This window comes from uncultured Mediterranea sp. (genome assembly GCF_902493215.1).
Taxonomy (GTDB): Bacteria; Bacteroidota; Bacteroidia; order Bacteroidales; family Bacteroidaceae; genus Bacteroides.
In genome coordinates, this window is the sequence record NZ_CABUOL010000006.1 from 151,711 (window position 1) to 170,578 (window position 18,868).

Below are 18,868 nucleotides of genomic sequence, written 5' to 3' on the forward strand. Positions count from 1 at the left end.
GGCCTATGCTTGTCAAAGTTTTCGCGGCGGCCGTCCAGGGAATAGACGCCACGCTCATCACTATCGAAGTCAACAGTACCCGCGGCTGCATGTTCTACCTCGTGGGACTGCCCGATTCGGCCGTCAAGGAGAGCCACCAGCGCATCATCTCGGCCCTGCAGGTGAACGGCTACAAGATGCCCACAAGTAACCTCGTCATCAACATGGCGCCGGCTGATATCCGCAAGGAGGGTTCGGCCTACGACCTGCCACTGGCCATCGGTATGCTGGCTGCCAGCGAAACCATCCAATCCGACAAACTGGAGCGTTACCTGCTGATGGGCGAACTGAGCCTCGACGGCAGCCTGCAACCCATCAAGGGCGCCCTGCCTATTGCCATCAAGGCACGCGAACTGGGCTTCGAAGGCATGATTCTGCCCTGCCAGAATGCCCGCGAGGCAGCTGTGGTGAACAACCTGAACGTCTACGGCGTAGAAAACCTGCGGGAAGTGGTGGAATTCTTCAACGGAAACCAGGAACTGACACCGACCGTGGTGAACACCCGCGAAGAGTTTTATGCCCGGCAGAGCACTTTCGACCTTGACTTTGCCGACGTCAAAGGGCAGGAGAACGTGAAGCGTGCCCTCGAAGTGGCCGCCGCCGGAGGCCACAACGTGCTGCTCATCGGTTCGCCCGGCAGCGGCAAGTCCATGCTGGCCAAGCGCCTGCCTTCCATCCTGCCGCCCCTGTCGCTGGGCGAGAGCCTCGAAACCACCAAGATACACTCCGTGGCCGGCAAGCTGGGGCGTGACGGCGGCCTTATCTCCATCCGTCCCTTCCGCGACCCGCACCACACCATCTCCAACGTTGCCATGACCGGCGGCGGGAGTTTTCCCCAGCCGGGCGAAATCAGTTTGGCTCACAACGGTGTCCTCTTCCTGGACGAGCTGCCCGAATTCAGCCGCAACGTGCTCGAAGTGCTCCGCCAACCGCTGGAAGACCGTAAAATCAGCATCTCGCGCGTGAAGTGCAACGTGGAATATCCCGCCAGCTTCATGCTTGTGGCCAGCATGAATCCCTGCCCCTGCGGCTACTACAACCACCCGACGAAACCCTGCGTGTGCAGCCCCGGCCAGGTGCAGAAGTACCTGAACCGCATTTCCGGCCCCCTGCTTGACCGCATCGACCTGCAAATCGAGGTGACGCCCGTTCCCTTCGAGAAGATGTCCGACGTACGTCCCGGCGAGCCGAGCGCCGTTATCCGCGAACGCGTGGTGCGTGCCCGCCAGGTACAGCAGCAACGCTATGCCCAGGTGCCCGGCGTCTACTGCAACGCACAGATGACCAGCCGCCTGCTTTCCCTCTACGCTCGTCCCGACGACCGTGGCCTTGCCCTGCTGAAAGGTGCCATGGCGCGCCTCAACCTCTCGGCCCGTGCCTACGACCGTATCCTCAAAGTGGCCCGTACCATTGCCGATCTGGAAGGCAGCGAGACCGTCCAGGCCGCCCATCTGGCCGAAGCCATCGGTTATCGCAATCTGGACCGTGAGGATTGGGCGGGATAAACGATTACAGCACTTTGATAATCTAACACATTCATTTACAGATAAAAGAGTTTCTACCCCTTTCTCAAAATCGGGGAAAGTCTTTCACCTAGTGTGTGAATAGGGGTAGAAAAGGCCGAATGTAACAGGAACCTTTTATTGTCGGGCCTTCTCGATACGGATGCGTGCATCCACCGCGATGACGTGCTTGTCCGTGGCAAGCAGGGGGTTGATGTCCATCTCCTTGATTTCCGTGGCGAAGCGCAGCAGGGTAGAGAGGCGAACGATGATTTCGGCAAACTTGTCCTCGTTGACACCCTTCTGACCGCGCGTACCCTTGATAATCTTGTAGGCGCGGAGGGAGCGGATCATGGAGTAGGCTTCTTCGTAGGACAGTGGGGCAAGGCCAGACGATACATCTTTCAGCACCTCGACGAAGATACCGCCCAAGCCGCAGAGCACCACGTGGCCGAATTTCTCCTCGTACTTGGCGCCGATGAACAGCTCTGTACCCTTCAGCATGGGCTGTACCATGACGGCAGTTACTTCGGGCAACTGCATCATGCGGTCGAACTCCAAAGCCAGATGTTGCTCGCTCTTGATGTTGAGCACTACGCCGCCGATATCCGATTTGTGGACGGGGCCTACTACCTTGGCCACCACAGGGAAGCCCACGCGGCGCGCGAAAGCCAGCACTTCTTCCTTCTTCGACGAAACGAACTCGTCCACCAGCGGGATGCCTGCCGAACGTAGAAGGGCCTGTACCTGATGGGGCGGGATGTAACCATCTTCGGCAATGGAATCGATGATGCGGCGGATGCGCGGCACGTCCACGCCAAACAGCTCGATTTCGTTGGCCGCGGGGCGGGGTACGTTCATGATGCGTGTCAGCATGGTGCCCAGCGTCACCTCGTCGGCAAAGTTCACATGGCCCTTCTTCAGGAAGTCGGCCACCTCGGCACCGGCCGTGTTGATGGAGGGCAGGATGGGGAAGATAGGCTTGCGGCACGTCTGCATGGCTTCGTGCAGCACGTCGTACATGTCGAACATCGTCACCAGGCCCGGCGTGCCGAAGATGGCCATCACGGCGTCGATGTTCTCGAACTTGTTCTCACAATAATCCAGACAGAGTTTCAGGTGTTCGGGCGTGCCGGTGGCCAGGATGTCGATGGGGTTGCCCACCGAAGCGCCGGGATAGAGCTGGGCCTTCAGTTCGTCGGCTAAGGGGCCTTCGAGCCGCGGTACGTTCAGCCCGCCTTTGCTCAGGGCATCGGTCAGCATCACGCCCGGCCCGCCGGCATGGGTGATGATGGCGAAGTTCTTGCCCTTCAGTTCGGGCAGGGTGAAGATGCAGCCCACGGTGGTCAGCTCCTCGCGCGAATAGCAGCGCACGATGCCCGCTTTGCGGAAAAGGGCCTCGACGGCGGAGTCGCTGCTGGCGATGGCACCCGTGTGCGAACTGGCTGCACGGCTGCCGCTTTCGCTGCTTCCGCTCTTGATGGCGGCGATGCGGCATCCTTTCTTGATGAGCGACGAGGCATGGAAGAGCAGGCGGTCGGGGTCGCCGATGCTCTCGATATAGAGCAGCTTGATGTGCGAGTCGCGGTCGGGGTCGAAATTCTCGTCCATATACTGGAGCACGTCCTCCACGCCAATCTGCTTGGCGTTGCCCACCGACCAGACGGAACAGAAGGGCAGCCCCTTGGTGACGGCACTCTCGAGGATGAACACCGCCGTGGCGCCCGAGCTGGAGATGAGGTCTACGCCCTGCGGATGCAGTTGGGGGATGGGCTGGCTGAAGACGCTGTGGTGCCACGAGTTCATGTAGCCGATGCAGTTGGGGCCGATGAGCGAGGCGCCGTAGCGGTTGACGGTCTCGAGGATGCGGTCTTCGAGCACGGCTCCTTCGTGTGTTTCTTCGCCGAATCCCGCGGAAAGGATGATGAAGGCACGTACGTGCTTCTCGGCCGCCAGCGTTTCCACGGCGTCGGGACACATCGGGGCAGGAATGGCCAGTACGGCCAGGTCGGTGTCGGGAATGTCCTTCACGTCGGCATAGGCGCGGACGCCCTGTACTTCCTGTTCTTTGGGGTTGACGGCACGCAGCTCGCCTGTGTAGCCGCCGCTGATGAGGTTCTTCAGGATGGCTCCTCCGGGCTTGTGCACATTATTGGACGCACCCACCACGACGATGCTCGCGGGGCGCAGCAGTTGACTTGTTATCATAACCACATGTTTTTATTGGTTTCACCCGCAAAGTTAATAATTAAACCGAAATAGCCAACCATCAACACTCTTTCTGCTTAACTTCAGTTCCGTCACAGCTTAACTTCTCTGCCTTCACGCTTTCACCGCTATCTTTCACGGGAAGCTACTCATAGACAGCAGTTTGTACACCTGTGAAAGCGTGAAGGCAGAAACAAACAAACTGCTTTCTTTGTTTATCCCGGCTTCTCCAACAATCAACTTTAGCCCGCTAACTATCTACTTTGGTCTGCTAACTATCCACTTTAGCGCTCTAAAGTCCATAGTTAGCGAGTTCAAACTGCCCAGTTGGAGAAATCATTTTCTCTAACTGGGGAAAAAGCGCCTGTTTTCTAGTGATGTCACGCTACGCTTCGTGATTCCGCAACGGAAAAGTTTATATCAGAAAGTGCCACCGGAGTTTGGGATTGATCCCTTACTTTAGTTTTTGAGTGAGGATTATCAAGGTGCATATGATACTTTCTTGTAATTATGAGATATTAACCAATAAATGTTGCTTTTATCAATGTTGTTGTCTAAATTTGAGAAATTATAGTTTAAGAGCCATGAAAAACAATGATATTCTCGCAATGGAAACGGACGTAGTACGTAAATTGTGTGATTACATCCTATTGAATGCCTATTCTGTAAACTCTACCGGTTTGTATAATGGGAAAGCGGGATTTGCCTTGTGTCTGTTTGATGTGGCATACAAACTGCACGATGAGTATCTGGAAGAGCAAGCATATGAATTGTTACAGGAAGCTTTATTAAGTCGAAACGAAGATATAAGTTTTGAAAACGGATTGTCAGGTATAGGGTATGTGTTACTTTACCTAATGAGGCAACAGTATGTAGAAGCTGATTTTGAGGAAGTCTTTGGAACGATACTGAATCGGATTGTAGAAAAAGCGACTAAAGAACAGGTGGCTGTAACGGTATGCATCAGGATGATTTGCTTTTTTCAGGACTTAAGCAGACATGGCATTTACCAAGCAGAAAGATTATTATATACATTCCTGAAAGTAGCCACAAGATGGATAGAGCAACTATTTACTCGAACAAACAATACGCAAGTTGTTTCTATTTGCGAAAACCTTCCTTATGTTATTGCTTATTTACAAACACTTTGTTATTGTTTACCCGAAATAAAGATAAACAGTTATCGCAATGCAGTGGACGCTTATACATCTTTTTACACTGTGGAGAAAAGTGTATCCAATCTATTCATAGGACATTATTTGTATCTCTTAGCTCGACATGAAGAGATAGCGGATTGGGAAAACGTTGCATTGCAAAACATGGAGGCAGGAACTGCCAATTTACGACAGATTCCTCTATCACTGGCACAAACAATAGATACATTATCTGTGTTAAAATATTATTCTCAAACCCATACGAAACTTATTACCCAACTTGAAAAGCCTTTTTTCGAAATAACCGCGATGGAAACGTTGCAAACCAACATCGTGAACCGCATCGGAAAAAATTGCCTGATGTCCGGTTATCAATACGGCATAGCCCGCCTGCTGCTATATTGGGCACATCGGGACAATCCTGTCACATTATTATAATGCCCTCGAATATCATGAACGAAATAACCCATATTTATCTGATGGATATGACCTATGCAGGAAACACGTCCGGAGTAGACCGATATATGGAGGAACTTATACAGGCCTTGAAATCATGTAAAAACATCCATCTTTATCGGATACAATTGAGATATGACAAAAATTTGATATTCCATCAGGAAGAATGTACGAATGGAGTAACGGAAATAACGATCCCTATACCACAACAAAAACAGGAAATCATCAGAGAAAGATACTGGTTACGAAAATACAACATACAAGTATTCCGGCTGATTCACCATCTGTTTATAGGAAAGAACCGTTGCCTGCTCCACCTGCATACGGTAAACCTAATAGATCTTGCTCTATTAATACGGGAACAAGTACCTTGCCGGATTGTATCACACCTGCACTGCATTCCGTGGAAAAGTTATTATAATAGCGATCTTATACGTTTCAACCAATTGTATGAACTGGCTAATGGAAAAAAGGATGAAGACTGCCAACCTGAAAAGTTCTTGTCCAACAATTGTGAGTGGCAATACTATACAGAAGCAGACAAGGTAATATGTGTCACCCATTGTGCCGCCCACTTTCTTCAACAGATCATGCAAATACCTGAATCGCGGATAGCCATTATTCCCAACGGAATGCAGGACTTTACTACATCTACCGTCCTTCAAAATTATTCTAAGGAACCTCATAAATTTACATTACTTTATGTCGGATTTATATCGCAAAGTAAAGGGCTTGACTTTATTCTAACAGCTTTGCGTAAAGTAAAAGATTTCGGGTATGATGTTCAACTGAAAGTGGCAGGTTATATGCCACCTCAGTCATGGGAAGCTTATCAACAAAAAGTAAAGGAACTGAATGTCCATTTTTTAGGCAGAATCACCTTCAATGAATTGCAGGAGCATTATAAACAAAGCGATGCGGGAATCATTGCTTCCCTTCAAGAACAATGTAGCTACGTTGCTATTGAAATGTGTATGTTCGGACTTCCAATCATCACGACTGCTGTAGACGGACTGGACGAAATGTTCACCGATGGTATAGATGCTTTAAAAGTAGGAGTACACTTCTCCAAACCAACCGGTTTGCAAGTAGATACAGACAGTATGGCAAAACAAATTATCCGTCTGATAGAAGACGAAGCCTTTCGCAAAGGATTGGGAATACGGGCACGTCAGCTTTATACAAAACATTTTACACAAATTCGTATGCTACAACAAACGATATCTCTATATAAAGAAATCACTAATTGTATAACTATAAAAAAAACATGTTATGAAAACCTTGAAACAAAAAGATTTGGATGAACTGGCAAAAGAAATGCCGATCATCAGCGAGAGAGAAGAACAAATATTTGAAGCAGAAATGAATGGAGAGATGCCGAGTGGAAGTAACACACAACCTTATTCTTGGGAAGAATATCAAGCAATGGTTGCAAGTGGCACTTGGAATGGTGGATATGTAGAAGGATATGGTTATATTTTCCAAGATGTAGATATTACAACATATGATCCGAATAATTTCCCAAGTACAGGAGTAGAAAGTTACGATATAATGTATCGCGGAGGATTCGAAATTGGGTACAAAGCAGGGAAAAGTGGCAAAACTTGGGATGACATATTAGTTTACATTGGTTCTGGCTTAGCAACTATTGCCAGCGGATCAGAACTCGGAGACGTTACTTACGACTTGCTCTATTATAAACAAGGTCTCTTAGACGGACTACGTTTAGGCCGGAAACATAAAACAAATTAGGAAAATAAAACAAATAAATCAAATGAAAAAAACAGTCAGTATATGCTGCTTCATCCTCTTCCTTATTTTCTGTTCTTCGCGGGCAGAAAATAAAGACAGCCTCACCTATACGCAAGCATACAACCTGAACTTTCGGACGGGGCTTCATGAACAGGCGGTTTATCCCTGGATGGAGCACGCAGCGTTTGCCCCCTATAGCCTTGCGTTTGCAGGGGAAAAAGACGGAAGAACTTATTATACGAAAAAGTATTTCCCCGGCACTCCGGGCATGAACCGACTGAAGTTTGAAATCATGCAGCGCATCGCGCTTCCCGCACACGATGCGCAAGAAGGACGGCTCACGCTCGTGTCAAAAGGCGAAAACATCGAATGGATAAGAATCACCGTCAGAGGAATCGACAAGCGGGAGGAAGAGAAAAGCCGGGATACCTTACGTTTCATGCCCGGCATGGAAGAAGAGGCACATACCTTGGACTTCGCATTGGGAAGAAGCGAAATGCTGGACATCCAGATTCATGCGGAAGGAGAAAAGGGGAAAGAAGCAACTATCGGCCTCATAGAGGTACGTATGGAACTGGGAGACAAGCCGCTTGACGCTTATCCGCTACGCATCCCGTCGGATGTACCCCGACCAGTTCGGGCGATGCCTGTCGGGAATCCGAGAAACTTCTCCCCCATAGGCGACAAGAAAATTACGGCACTGGGAGAAAGCCTGCATTACGACAAGGAGGTAAAGAGCGTGGCACACGAACTGTTGTACGGGATGGTTGAACAGGGGAAAGCCCGTCTGTTACTGGTGGAAATGCCTATGGAACTCGCCCTGTTGCTGGACCGTTATGCGCAAGGCGGAGAAGTTCCGGACAGTGTTTTAGGCCAACTGGCCCATCATGAACTGGCCGAAAGACTCCGCAGCTTCAATCAAAAGAAGAAAGCGACAGAGAAAGTTCATCTTTCAGGCGTAGATTATGAATATACCACAGGAAGCGCACAGGGTACGGATATTTCCCTTTTCGATTTTGTGGTGTTGGCAAACCGGGAAGTGAAAACGCTCGCGGCAGATCAACTGGCGGTACTATTGATGGAAAGGCAGGAGTGGCAGAAGGTTGTCGGCTTCATCGATGACAATGAGGAAGCGCTGTCCCGAGTCTTCACGCCCGACGAGCTGGCCTGTATCAGGCATATCCTTGCCTTGTCGGGCAAGATGGGGAAAGACAACATCTGCAGAAAGACAGCACGCGACTCGGTCATGGCGGTCAATGCCCGTTTCCTGATTGAACGTTTCGCTCCCCGTCTCGTGGATGGTGTGGGGATATATGCCCATGCCGCGCATGCTAACGTGCTTTCCACTTATCCGGCCATTCCCTGCAAACCGTTCGGAGCTTATATGCGCCACTTGTATGGCGATGATTATGCCTCATGGTTGTTGCTGACTGACAATCCCATCCAGCCAGCTCCCTCCCATAGTGTGGAAAACAGTTTTCGGGATACTCCATCCAAGCTATCGTACCTGCCGTTGACTCCAGCGTACGATCGTCTGCTGTTCTCGCGCTTCGAAGGAGCAAGCGTATCTCCACAGACATTCTTCCTGTTCAATTTGTACCGCCGTTATGACCATATCCTTTTCATCCGTCAGGAGACTCCTGTCTCCGAAAGGAAACGTCTGACCAATAAGGAATTGATAGACCGTCATATCCGCGTAGTAAAACAGCGCGCCTCCTTACTGAAAGAACTGAAAATGCGCATTCAATCGGAAACGGCCACGCCAGACGTATAAATAAACACCTAATTGACTTCTTTATGAAAAAGACATTTATCATTAGTTTAACATTGTGTGCTTCCCTTTATGCGAAAGCGCAGTATGTAGCTGTCGACACAACGAAGTTGGCTCAGGCCTATGCCGCATGGCAGCAGGAAAGCTCACCAGCCAACCAACGGGTCTTTTTCGATGCTTTCCCCAAGAATTGGATGGAGTTCATCGCGACCTATCAGTACGGAGCACCTTTCTATGACAGGGCCAACAAGCATGTACACGCTTTGGGGGAAATGGCAAAGGCAATACCGACGGATGAATACTGCGAACGTCTGGTAAACCTTTGCATCGGCGGCGAGTTGGATGCGGATGCCCCCAGCTATCTTAAAGAGTTGGTCGGTGAGGCATTGGCTGCCAACGGCGAAAGCCGGAAGGGGATTTTCACCTGTTTATCCCGACTGCGTATCGGGCATCGTTTTCAGTTCTGGTTCTTTTACTGGTCGAACATCGTCCGTTCACGGACATTGGAAGCGGAGTTCGCTGATCTGTATGCGTATGCGAAGGAGGCGTATCCCGCAGAAGCCGTTATCATGGCTGATGCGTATAAGTATGCGTATAACGGAGTAAACTTTATGACGGAGGGCTACCGCAAATAGCAGAAAACAGTGTTTTACCAATCAGAAAAGGCTGCTTTCCCATGAAGAAAACAGCCTTTCTCTATTTCTATCTGACGACAGTCCATCAATCGCGCCTGTCCTGGCTCTGCGACACGTATTCGAACTGGGTGTTGAAGCGCATGTCCCAGTCAATGCCGTCGACCGCCGTCACTTCCACCACATAGCCGCCCAGCTCCTTGTCGACTCCGTTGACATAGCCGTCGGGGTGCAGTTCTTCGACCTTGTCGAGCACGGCTGCCGGCAGGATACCGGCTGGCAACGGACTGAAATAGCACTCAATGCTGGTCCATGCCCCGCTTTCATCGAACTCCATGTCCGTGCCGTCGGACAACTTCACCTGATATTCCTTCCGTCCGTCGTCTTTCTCCTGAATGATGGAAAGAATGTCGGCACCAGGGAAATAGCTTTCTATAAAAGAACGGGCCTCATTGGGCAAATCGCCAAAATCGATTCTCTTTTCGTCGTCACAGCTTGACAACATCCACACTCCCAGCAGAATAGGGAGAAACGCTAACAATTTTCTTACTTTCATAATCACTCTCTATTTTAATTATAATCTTCTCATTTTTTCTTCTCCGGCCAACCAGGCATGAAAGGCTTCCAGCCTCATCGCCACGCACCCTTCGAATTGTTTTCTGCTGCAAAGATAGAGGGCAAAACTGGAAAGAATTGGGAAAATGATGGAAAAACCTTATCTTTGCCGCATATTATTCAGTCACATAAAGAGAAACAACAATATGGAGAAAAAGTTCAAACGTACTACCGTGACATCGGCCTTGCCCTATGCCAACGGTCCCGTCCACATCGGACACCTGGCCGGCGTCTACGTCCCCGCCGACATCTACGTGCGCTACCTGCGCCTCAAGAAGGAGGACGTCATCTTCATCGGCGGAAGCGACGAGCACGGGGTGCCCATCACCATCCGTGCCAAGAAGGAAGGCTGTACGCCCCAGGACGTGGTAGACCGCTATCATACGCTGATCCGCGACTCGTTCAAGGAATTCGGCATCTCGTTCGATGTCTATGGCCGCACGTCGTCGGAGATGCATCACAAGACGGCTTCCGACTTTTTCCGCCGCCTCTACGACAAGGGCGAGTTCATCGAGAAGACCTCCATGCAATACTATGACGAGGAAGCCAAGACCTTCCTGGCCGACCGCTACATTACCGGCGAGTGTCCCCGCTGCCACGCCGAGGGTGCCTATGGTGACCAGTGCGAGAAGTGCGGCTCCACGCTGAGCCCCACGGAGCTTATCAACCCAAAAAGCGCCATCAGCGGCAGCAAGCCCGTGATGAAGGAGACCAAGCACTGGTACCTCCCGCTGGACAAGCACGAAGGCTGGCTGCGCCAGTGGATTCTGGAAGACCACAAGGAATGGCGCCCCAACGTCTACGGCCAGTGCAAGTCGTGGCTCGACATGGGATTGCAGCCGCGTGCCGTGAGCCGCGACCTGGACTGGGGTATCCCCGTGCCCGTAGAAGGTGCCGAGGGCAAGGTGCTCTACGTGTGGTTCGACGCTCCCATCGGCTACATCAGCAACACCAAGGAGCTGTTGCCCGATTCATGGGAGAAGTGGTGGAAAGACCCCGAGACACGCCTCGTCCACTTCATCGGCAAGGACAACATCGTGTTCCACTGCATCGTTTTCCCCGCCATGCTGAAGGCCGAAGGCTCGTACATCCTACCGGACAACGTGCCCTCCAACGAGTTCCTGAACCTGGAAGGCGACAAGATATCGACCTCACGCAACTGGGCCGTGTGGCTGCACGAATATCTGCAGGACTTCCCCGGCAAGCAGGACGTGCTGCGCTACGTGCTCACCGCCAACGCACCCGAGACGAAGGACAACGACTTCACGTGGAAAGACTTCCAGGCACGCAACAACAACGAGCTGGTGGCCGTCTATGGCAATTTCGTGAACCGTGCCCTGCAGCTCACCAAGAAATACTTCGACGGCGTGGTGCCCGCCTGCGGCGAACTGACCGACTACGACCGCGAGACGCTGAAGGAGTTTGCCGACGTGAAGAGCGAAGTGGAGAAGCTGCTCGACGTATTCAAGTTCCGCGACGCACAGAAGGAAGCCATGAACCTGGCCCGCATCGGCAACAAGTACCTGGCCGACACCGAGCCTTGGAAGCTGGCCAAGACCGACATGGGCCGCGTGCAGACCATCCTGCACATCGCCCTGCAGCTGACGGCCAACCTGGCCATCGCCTTCGAGCCGTTCCTGCCCTTCAGCAGCGAGCGCCTGCGCCACATGCTGAACATGGAAAGCTTCGACTGGGCCAACCTGGGCCGCACCGACCTGCTGGCTGCCGGACACAAGCTGGGCACGCCCGAGCTGCTGTTCGAGAAGATTGACGACGAGGCCATCCAGGCACAGGTGGACAAGCTGCTCGCCACGAAGAAAGCCAATGAGGCTGCGAATTATAAGGCCAACCCCATCAAGCCCGTCATCCCGTTCGAAGACTTCGAGAAGCTCGATATCCGCGTAGGTACCGTGCTCGAATGCTCGGCTGTGCCCAAGATGAAGAAGCTGCTTCAGTTCAAGATTGCCGACGGACTGGAGAACCGCACCATCGTGAGCGGCATCGCCCAGCACTACAAGCCCGAAGAGCTGGTAGGCAAACAGGTATTGTTCATCGCCAACCTGGCTCCGCGACAGTTCAAGAACGGCCTCGTCAGCGAAGGCATGATTCTCTCTGCCGAGAACTATGACGGTTCGCTGGCCGTAACCTCCGTGTTGCGCGAGGTGGAGCCGGGTAGCGAAGTGAAATGATAACCAGCGGTTAGCGGTTAGTGGTGAGCGGTGAGTAATCGTCCGCACGGATACTAACCACTAGCTGTTAACCACTTACCACTAATTATGCTCTTAACGATTGAAGACATACAACATATGGTATCCGCTGGAGAGTCCGAATGTTTGGAGTTTAAGGAGACAACCGGACAATTGACCCGAGGAATGGAAACAGGATGTGCCTTTCTTAACTCGGAAGGTGGAGGATATCTTTTTTTTGGTATAACCGACAAGGGTACAATACGTGGACAAGAGGTTACAGACAATACTCGGCGGGATATTGCAGCAGCCATTCGGAAGTTTGAACCAGCCTGTACTCCTCATATACAATATATTCCGTTGCCCTCTTCTTCACGTCAAGTTATAGCAATTCACTTTCTTGACCAACTTGACAGAAAACCTTATTTGTTTGATGGAAAGCCCTATAGAAGGATTGAAAGCAGTACATCCGTCATGCCCCAGCTTTTGTACCATGAATTGCTTCAACGGCAAATACCCCAGCCTGATTGGAGTGCCCAATTTGTGGAAAATGCCACAATTGAGGATCTTGACCCTTTGGCCATTCGGAAAGCCAGGGAATTGTATGCTGCCAAACACAGGGAAAAAGCTCTGGAAGTGGAAAAGTGGGATGACATAACTTTCTTGAACAAAGCAAAAATAACTGTCAAAGGAAAGATTACCCATGCTGCCATCGTGTTGTTGGGTAAGGAGGAAAGTGCTGCTCTTCTTTCGCCAGCTGTAGCGCAAATCCGCTGGATCCTGAAGGATTCGCAAGGTAATGAACGGGATTACGAGATAAAAGGCTGTCCTTTTATTCTGAATGCCGAAGCTATTTTCAAGAAAATAAGAAATCTGAAATACCGGTATATCAATCCTGAATTTCGGACGTTGTTCCCTGAAGAAGTGGATACATATGAGCCTTATGTCATACGTGAAGCGCTTAATAATGCCATTGCTCATCAGGATTATACATTGGGAGGACAAATTAATGTAGTAGAGTACGAAGATAAATTGGTGTTTTCCAATAAGGGTAGTTTTATTCCGCAAAGTATCAGCAATGTGCTTGAAAGTGATGCCCCTGAGGAGGTATACCGTAATTCTTTCTTAGCAAGAGCTATGGTGGATTTGCAGATGGTTGATACAATCGGCAGTGGCATTCGGAAAATGTTCAACTTCCAGCGTCAGCGATTATTCCCTTTACCCGACTATAACCTGCAAAACAACCACGTACAGGTGACTATCATCGGAAAAATTATCAATATGGAATATGCCAACATACTGGCCAACCACAAAAACCTGACGCTGATGGAAGTGGAAGCATTGAACAGGGTTCAACTGGGGCATCCGGTGAGTGATAAGGAAATAGCATGGTTACGTAAAAAACGATTGATTGAAGGACGAAAACCGAATCTGTTCATAGCCAAGCATGTGGCGCAACAATTGAACCAAAAGGTTGATTATTCCAATAATAAAGGATTTGAAGATAATTATTATTGTGACTTGATACTAAAAGCACTGGCTGAACATCATTCGTTGAGTAAACAGGAAATCACTAAGTTGTTGTGGAAAAAATTGCCAGATATACTCAATGAGGACCAGAAACGTTCCAAAATCGGTAACTTACTGACTAAGCTCAGAAAACAAGATAAAATAGTTAATCATTCTAGAGGTACTCATTCTGAATGGTATCTGAAAAATTGATTTTTTAAGAGCAATTTAAGAGCAATTTAAGAGCAATTTAAGAGCAATTTAAGAAAGGTGACAATGTAAATGATTGGTATACAGGTAAATGAATATTCAATCTGTTTGTGGGAAAAATGAAAGGGACTTCTCTGAAAGAAAAAACCGCCAAAGGCCTGTTCTGGGGCGGATTCAGCAACGGCATGCAGCAGGTGCTGAACCTCGTTTTCGGCATTTTCCTGGGGCGTCTGCTGGACCGTAGCGACTATGGTATGGTAGGACTGCTGACCATTTTCTCTGCCGTAGCGGCCGCTTTGCAGGAAGGAGGTTTCATTTCGGCGCTGACCAACCGCAAGAACGCCACGCACCGCGACTACAACGCCGTTTTCTGGTTCAGCCTGCTGTGCAGTGTCACGTTTTATATCATCCTGTTTCTGTGTGCTCCGCTCATTGCCCGCTTTTTCGGTATCGCCGAGCTGGTACCCTTGTCGCGTGTGCTGTTTCTGGGCTTTGTCATCTCCAGCCTGAGCATCGCTCCGCGGGCTTGTCTGTTCAAGAATCTGAAGATTCGGGAGACTACCGTCATTTCCCTCACCGCTTTGGCTATATCGGGTGTGGTGGGCATCACGCTGGCCGCCAACGGATTCGCCTACTGGGGACTGGCTTTCCAGTCCTTGTCCTTTGTCACGATGGTCACCCTGCTCAACTTCTATTTCTCCCGCTGGAGGCCTAGCCTGCACATCGACTTCCGCCCCATCCGCGAGATGATAGGCTTCAGCAGCAAGCTGCTTGTGACCAACCTCTTCACCATCCTCAACAACAACCTCTTTTCGGTTGTGCAGGGTAAGTTCTATTCGCCTAAGGAAGTGGGCGACTTTACGCAGGCCAACAAATGGAACGGTATGGGCCATACGCTCATTACCAACATGATCAATGGCATTGCCCAACCTGTCTTTACCAGCATTGCCGATGACCGCGAGCGCCAGCTCAACGTCTTCCGCAAGCTGCTCCGCTTCACCGCTTTCGTTTCCTTTCCCGCCATGTTCGGTCTGAGCCTGGTATCCAAGGAACTGATTGTCATTACCATCACCGAGAAATGGCTGTCAAGTGCGGTCATCCTGCAACTGCTTTGCGTGTGGGGAGCCTTCATTCCCATCACCAGCCTTTTCTCCAATCTGGTCATCAGCCGCGGGCATTCGTCCGTGTACATGTGGAACACCATCTGCCTGAGCCTGCTGCAGCTGGCGGCCGCCTGTGCGATGTATCCCTTCGGTCTGGAGTGGATGCTCCGTGTTTTTGTGGCGATACACATCGGCTGGCTGTTCGTCTGGCTGTGGTTCGTGCATCGTGAGATTGGCCTGACGCTGAAGCATTTGCTGAAAGACATCTCTCCCTATCTGCTTCTTTCGGCCCTGCTCACCGTGTCGGCCCACTACCTGACGCGTTCCATCGGTAACCTTTACCTCAGCATGGCCGTGAAGGTCGTTGGCGTAGCTGCTGTCTATGCCCTTGTGTTGTGGAAATTGCAGTCTGTAATCTTTCGCGAGAGTGTGCAATTCCTGTTGAAACGAAGTAGGAAACCATGAGACAAATTGCCTACATCCTGTCTGCCTATACCGATGCCCCCCATCTGGCACGGCTGGTCGCCGCCCTGGACGACGGCGGGGCGGACTTCTATGTCCATATAGACCGCAAGGTGGACAGCCGTCCCTTCCATCGGTTGCTCGACGGTAAGGTGACGTTCGTTCCTTCCCATTGGATCAGTTGGGGAGGCTGGCAGCAGGTGGAATACCAGAAAGAGCTGCTGGCAGCCGTGTTGCACAGCGGCCGCGACTATATGCGCGTGGTCTGCCTGAGCGGACAGGATTATCCCCTGTGGAGCAACGGGCGCATCCGCCGCTACTTTGACGAGCATCCCGATACGGAATTCATTATGGGACTGAACCTCACCCGTTGTACCGACCGTGCCCAGCGTTCCAAGGTCTGCTGTTACCACTTCTTCCGTGACCTGCCCTGGCGGAACCTCTGGTGGAAGAACAAGCTGATTGTAGCTTCCCGCCTGCTGATGAAAATGCTGCCCTTGCGCAAGCAGCCTTATACGTTTATCAATGGCCGACGGGTCGATGTATACTTCGGTTCTGATTATTGGGCCGTCACTCTGCCTTGTGCCCGATACATCTACGAGAAACTCCGTTCCGAACGGCAGCTGGTGCGCTACTTCCGTACCAGTTTTGTGCCCAGCGAACTCTGCATACAGACCCTGGTATTCAATTCGCCCTTTGCCAGCCATGCTCTTCTCTACGAAGGCGATTACCTCGGCCTTTCAGGGCTGACCCCGCTGCACTACATCGAATACGGACGTGCCATCAAGAATCTGACTCTGGAAGACTTGCCTGTCCTGTATCGTTCCGACAAGATGTTCTGCCGGAAGGTGGTGAGCGGTGTTTCGGACAGCCTGGCGGAGCAGATTGATCAGGACAGACAAACCTCCAAATCCCAGTAAGCCTATGCATATACTGATACTTCCCATGTATTATCCCGAGCCGGGTGCTCCTCCCCATCGCGGCTACATGTTCCGCGAACAGGCCGTACAGATTGCGCGGACGGGGTGTCAGACAGGGCTGGTCTATGTAGAACAGCGCCTGCTGAAGGATTTGAATTGGAAAACGTTCCGTCAGGAGAATCATTTCCAGGTGACGGAAGAAGAGAGCGAGCATGTGGTTACCCTGCGCATGCACGCCTGGAATCCCAAGCTGTCTACACGGATCGGGGCCATCATTTGGTCGTTGCTGACGTTGTTGTCGGTAGGTATCTACATCCGCCGCCATGGCAAGCCCGATTTGATTCATGCTCATTTCGGCACTTGGGCCGGTTATGCCGCCCGACTGGTCTTCAAATGCTATGGTATTCCGTATGTCGTCACCGAACATGCTTCGTCCATCAACGGCGGAAAGGTGACACCGGGCCAGGCAGCCACCTTGCGTACGGCCTACAAAGACGCCAGAAAGGTTATTTGCGTGGGAACACAACTGAAGCAGAACCTTACGCCCTATCTGGACCGTCCGGACAAGGCTATCGTAATTCCCAATTTTGTTGACATCCGTACGTTCCGTCCCTGTGGGAAGCGGACGGAGAAGGAGAAATCCTTCACCTTTGTCAGTGTGGGAAACCTGAGCAGGCGGAAAGGGTTTGCCGAACTGATAGACGCCTTTGCCCGGCACTTTTCTGACAAGCCCCATGTGTCGCTCGTCATTGCCGGCGACGGTGAGGAAGAAGACAATCTGAGGCAACAGATTCACGGGTTGCATCTGGAAGGGCAAGTCAGCCTGGCCGGGAGGCTTCCGCGTGAAGAGGTGGCCGAGCTGTTGGCCCGCAGCGATGCCTTTGTCCTGGCTTCCTATGCGGAGACATTCGGCATCGTCTTCATCGAAGCCATGGCTGTAGGGCTGCCTGCCATAGGTACCGTTTGTGGCGGCCCCGAAGACATCATTACGCCGGAAAGCGGTTACCTGATCCGGCCCGGTGACGTTCAGGCATTGGGCCAGAAGATGCAGGAACTCTACGAACACTATGAACAGTTTGACAAGGTGGCCATCCGCCGCTCGGTGGCCGAGCGTTTTGATTTCGCTCAGGCCGGGCAAAAGCTGTTGACAGTATATAAAGAAGCGATTCAAGGAAATGAATAATAAGAGAAAACTGAAAATAGCCGTTGTGGACTGCTCCGTATCGGGCCATCGGGAAACGTACTACCGGACTTTTGCCACCGTATGGGCCGGGATGGGACATGAGGTACTGTTGCTGGCTCCGCAACCGTCGGGTACGGAAGAGGTGGCGGCTTTCCGTCGGATCGATATCCGCCCGCTCCGCCCGCTTCCGGCGAACCGGCCGTTGCAGAAAAAGCTGGCCGTCCTGCAGAATGCACTCATCCGTCTGCGCAACCTGAAATCAATACGCAGGCAGTTGGATGATTTTTGCCCGGACCTGGTTTTCTTTCCCTGCCTGGACGACTTGCTGCCCACGCTGGGGCCGATGCGTCTGTTCGACCGCCTGTTGCCTTACTGTTGGAGCGGTCTGCTGGTCCAGTCGGCCTTGCCCCGCTGGCAGAAGGGAATGCCGGACGTCCGTCCTTACCTGGGCAGTTCCCATTGTCTGGGCGTCGGTGTATTGAATGAATATTCGGCTGATGACTTGAAAGCCTTCCAACCGCACGTGTGGTGTATGCCCGATTTTGCCGATCTGTCGGTTCCTGACCCTTCTTATCCGTTGTTGCAGACGCTTCGGCAGCGGGCAGGAGGGCGGAAGATTGTTTCTCTGTTGGGTTCCATCGGTATGCGGAAAGGAGTCACCCTGCTGCAGCAAGTTATTCCGCTGCTGCCCGAAGATGAATATTTCTTCCTTATTGCCGGCCGTTCGTGGCTGGACGAGGCAGAAACTTCCCGCTTGCGGGCGCTGGAATCCGTCCGCACGAATTGCCTTTTCTCGCTGGAACGCATTCCCGATGAAGTCTGCTTCAATGCACTGGTTGCTGCCAGCGATGTCATTTTTGCCGTTTACCGGAACTTTACCGGAAGCAGCAACCTGCTGACCAAAGCGGCTGCTTTCCAGCGGCCGGTTGTCGTCAGTCAGGGTGCCTGCATGGGATGGCGGGCTGAGAAATACGGTACCGGACGCGTCGTTGTGGAAACGGATACCAACGCCTGCCGGAAAGCCATTGCAGACCTTTGTCACGACGCAACAGACCGTACCGAGGCCTACGACCGTTACTTGCAGCAACACAGCCTCGGCCGCCTCCGTTCCTGTCTGGAAACGTTGCAGGAAACTCTGTTTGATAACCCGATTAAAACAACATAAA

Annotated in this window: 14 protein-coding genes; 12 read left to right on the forward strand and 2 right to left on the reverse strand. The window is 51.5% G+C overall.

The annotated features are described in order from the left end of the window. Window positions 1-5: 5 nt before the first annotated feature. Window positions 6-1,544 carry a YifB family Mg chelatase-like AAA ATPase gene (locus RDO88_RS05760; protein ID WP_307758467.1) on the forward strand — a complete coding sequence of 513 codons (1,539 nt, stop codon included), beginning with the start codon at window positions 6-8 and terminating at the stop codon, window positions 1,542-1,544. A gap of 135 nt (window positions 1,545-1,679) precedes the next feature. Here the strand turns inward: RDO88_RS05760 and RDO88_RS05765 are convergent, their stop codons facing one another. Continuing rightward, on the reverse strand, window positions 1,680-3,749 hold the full coding sequence (locus RDO88_RS05765) for an acetate--CoA ligase family protein (protein WP_307758468.1): 2,070 nt from the start codon (window positions 3,747-3,749) through the stop codon (window positions 1,680-1,682). Window positions 3,750-4,333: 584 nt separating this feature from the next. On the opposite strand from RDO88_RS05765, the gene RDO88_RS05770 reads away from it, so the two are divergent. From RDO88_RS05770 to RDO88_RS05790, 5 genes are read left to right on the forward strand one after another with little or no spacing between them, the layout of a single operon-like run. Next, on the forward strand, window positions 4,334-5,341 hold the full coding sequence (locus RDO88_RS05770) for a hypothetical protein (RefSeq protein WP_307758469.1): 1,008 nt from the start codon (window positions 4,334-4,336) through the stop codon (window positions 5,339-5,341). Between the two features lie 14 nt (window positions 5,342-5,355). Next, window positions 5,356-6,663, forward strand: a complete 1,308-nt coding sequence (locus RDO88_RS05775; RefSeq protein ID WP_307758470.1) for a glycosyltransferase — start codon at window positions 5,356-5,358, stop codon at window positions 6,661-6,663. Next, window positions 6,632-7,111 (forward strand): hypothetical protein, encoded by a 480-nt coding sequence (locus RDO88_RS05780; RefSeq protein ID WP_307758471.1) that lies wholly within the window; start codon window positions 6,632-6,634, stop codon window positions 7,109-7,111. Before RDO88_RS05775 ends, RDO88_RS05780 begins: the two co-directional genes overlap by 32 nt. A gap of 22 nt (window positions 7,112-7,133) precedes the next feature. Beyond that, entirely contained in the window at window positions 7,134-8,885 is a 1,752-nt protein-coding gene (locus tag RDO88_RS05785) for an erythromycin esterase family protein (RefSeq protein WP_307758472.1), read from the forward strand. A 23-nt stretch (window positions 8,886-8,908) separates the two neighbouring features. After that, entirely contained in the window at window positions 8,909-9,517 is a 609-nt protein-coding gene (locus RDO88_RS05790) for a hypothetical protein (RefSeq protein ID WP_307758473.1), read from the forward strand. Between the two features lie 85 nt (window positions 9,518-9,602). On the opposite strand, the gene RDO88_RS05795 is transcribed toward RDO88_RS05790, so the two are convergent. Next, window positions 9,603-10,070: a PepSY-like domain-containing protein gene (locus tag RDO88_RS05795; RefSeq protein WP_205094815.1), complete on the reverse strand. Its 468-nt coding sequence runs from the start codon at window positions 10,068-10,070 to the stop codon at window positions 9,603-9,605. Between the two features lie 205 nt (window positions 10,071-10,275). Between RDO88_RS05795 and metG the strand changes: the two genes are divergently transcribed. The 6 genes from metG (at window position 10,276) to RDO88_RS05825 (ending at window position 18,867) form a co-directional block, all read left to right on the forward strand. Beyond that, entirely contained in the window at window positions 10,276-12,318 is a 2,043-nt protein-coding gene (metG, locus tag RDO88_RS05800; protein WP_307758474.1) for a methionine--tRNA ligase, read from the forward strand. Window positions 12,319-12,435: 117 nt separating this feature from the next. After that, window positions 12,436-14,037 (forward strand): RNA-binding domain-containing protein, encoded by a 1,602-nt coding sequence (locus RDO88_RS05805; RefSeq protein WP_307758500.1) that lies wholly within the window; start codon window positions 12,436-12,438, stop codon window positions 14,035-14,037. A 116-nt stretch (window positions 14,038-14,153) separates the two neighbouring features. Continuing rightward, window positions 14,154-15,602 (forward strand): oligosaccharide flippase family protein, encoded by a 1,449-nt coding sequence (locus RDO88_RS05810; protein WP_307758475.1) that lies wholly within the window; start codon window positions 14,154-14,156, stop codon window positions 15,600-15,602. After that, on the forward strand, window positions 15,599-16,519 hold the full coding sequence (locus RDO88_RS05815) for a beta-1,6-N-acetylglucosaminyltransferase (RefSeq protein WP_307758476.1): 921 nt from the start codon (window positions 15,599-15,601) through the stop codon (window positions 16,517-16,519). Before RDO88_RS05810 ends, RDO88_RS05815 begins: the two co-directional genes overlap by 4 nt. A 4-nt stretch (window positions 16,520-16,523) precedes the next feature. Further along, entirely contained in the window at window positions 16,524-17,702 is a 1,179-nt protein-coding gene (locus RDO88_RS05820; RefSeq protein ID WP_307758477.1) for a glycosyltransferase, read from the forward strand. Continuing rightward, complete coding sequence (locus RDO88_RS05825) at window positions 17,695-18,867, forward strand: glycosyltransferase (protein ID WP_307758478.1); 1,173 nt, start codon at window positions 17,695-17,697, stop codon at window positions 18,865-18,867. Before RDO88_RS05820 ends, RDO88_RS05825 begins: the two co-directional genes overlap by 8 nt. The last annotated feature ends 1 nt before the right edge of the window (window position 18,868 follow it).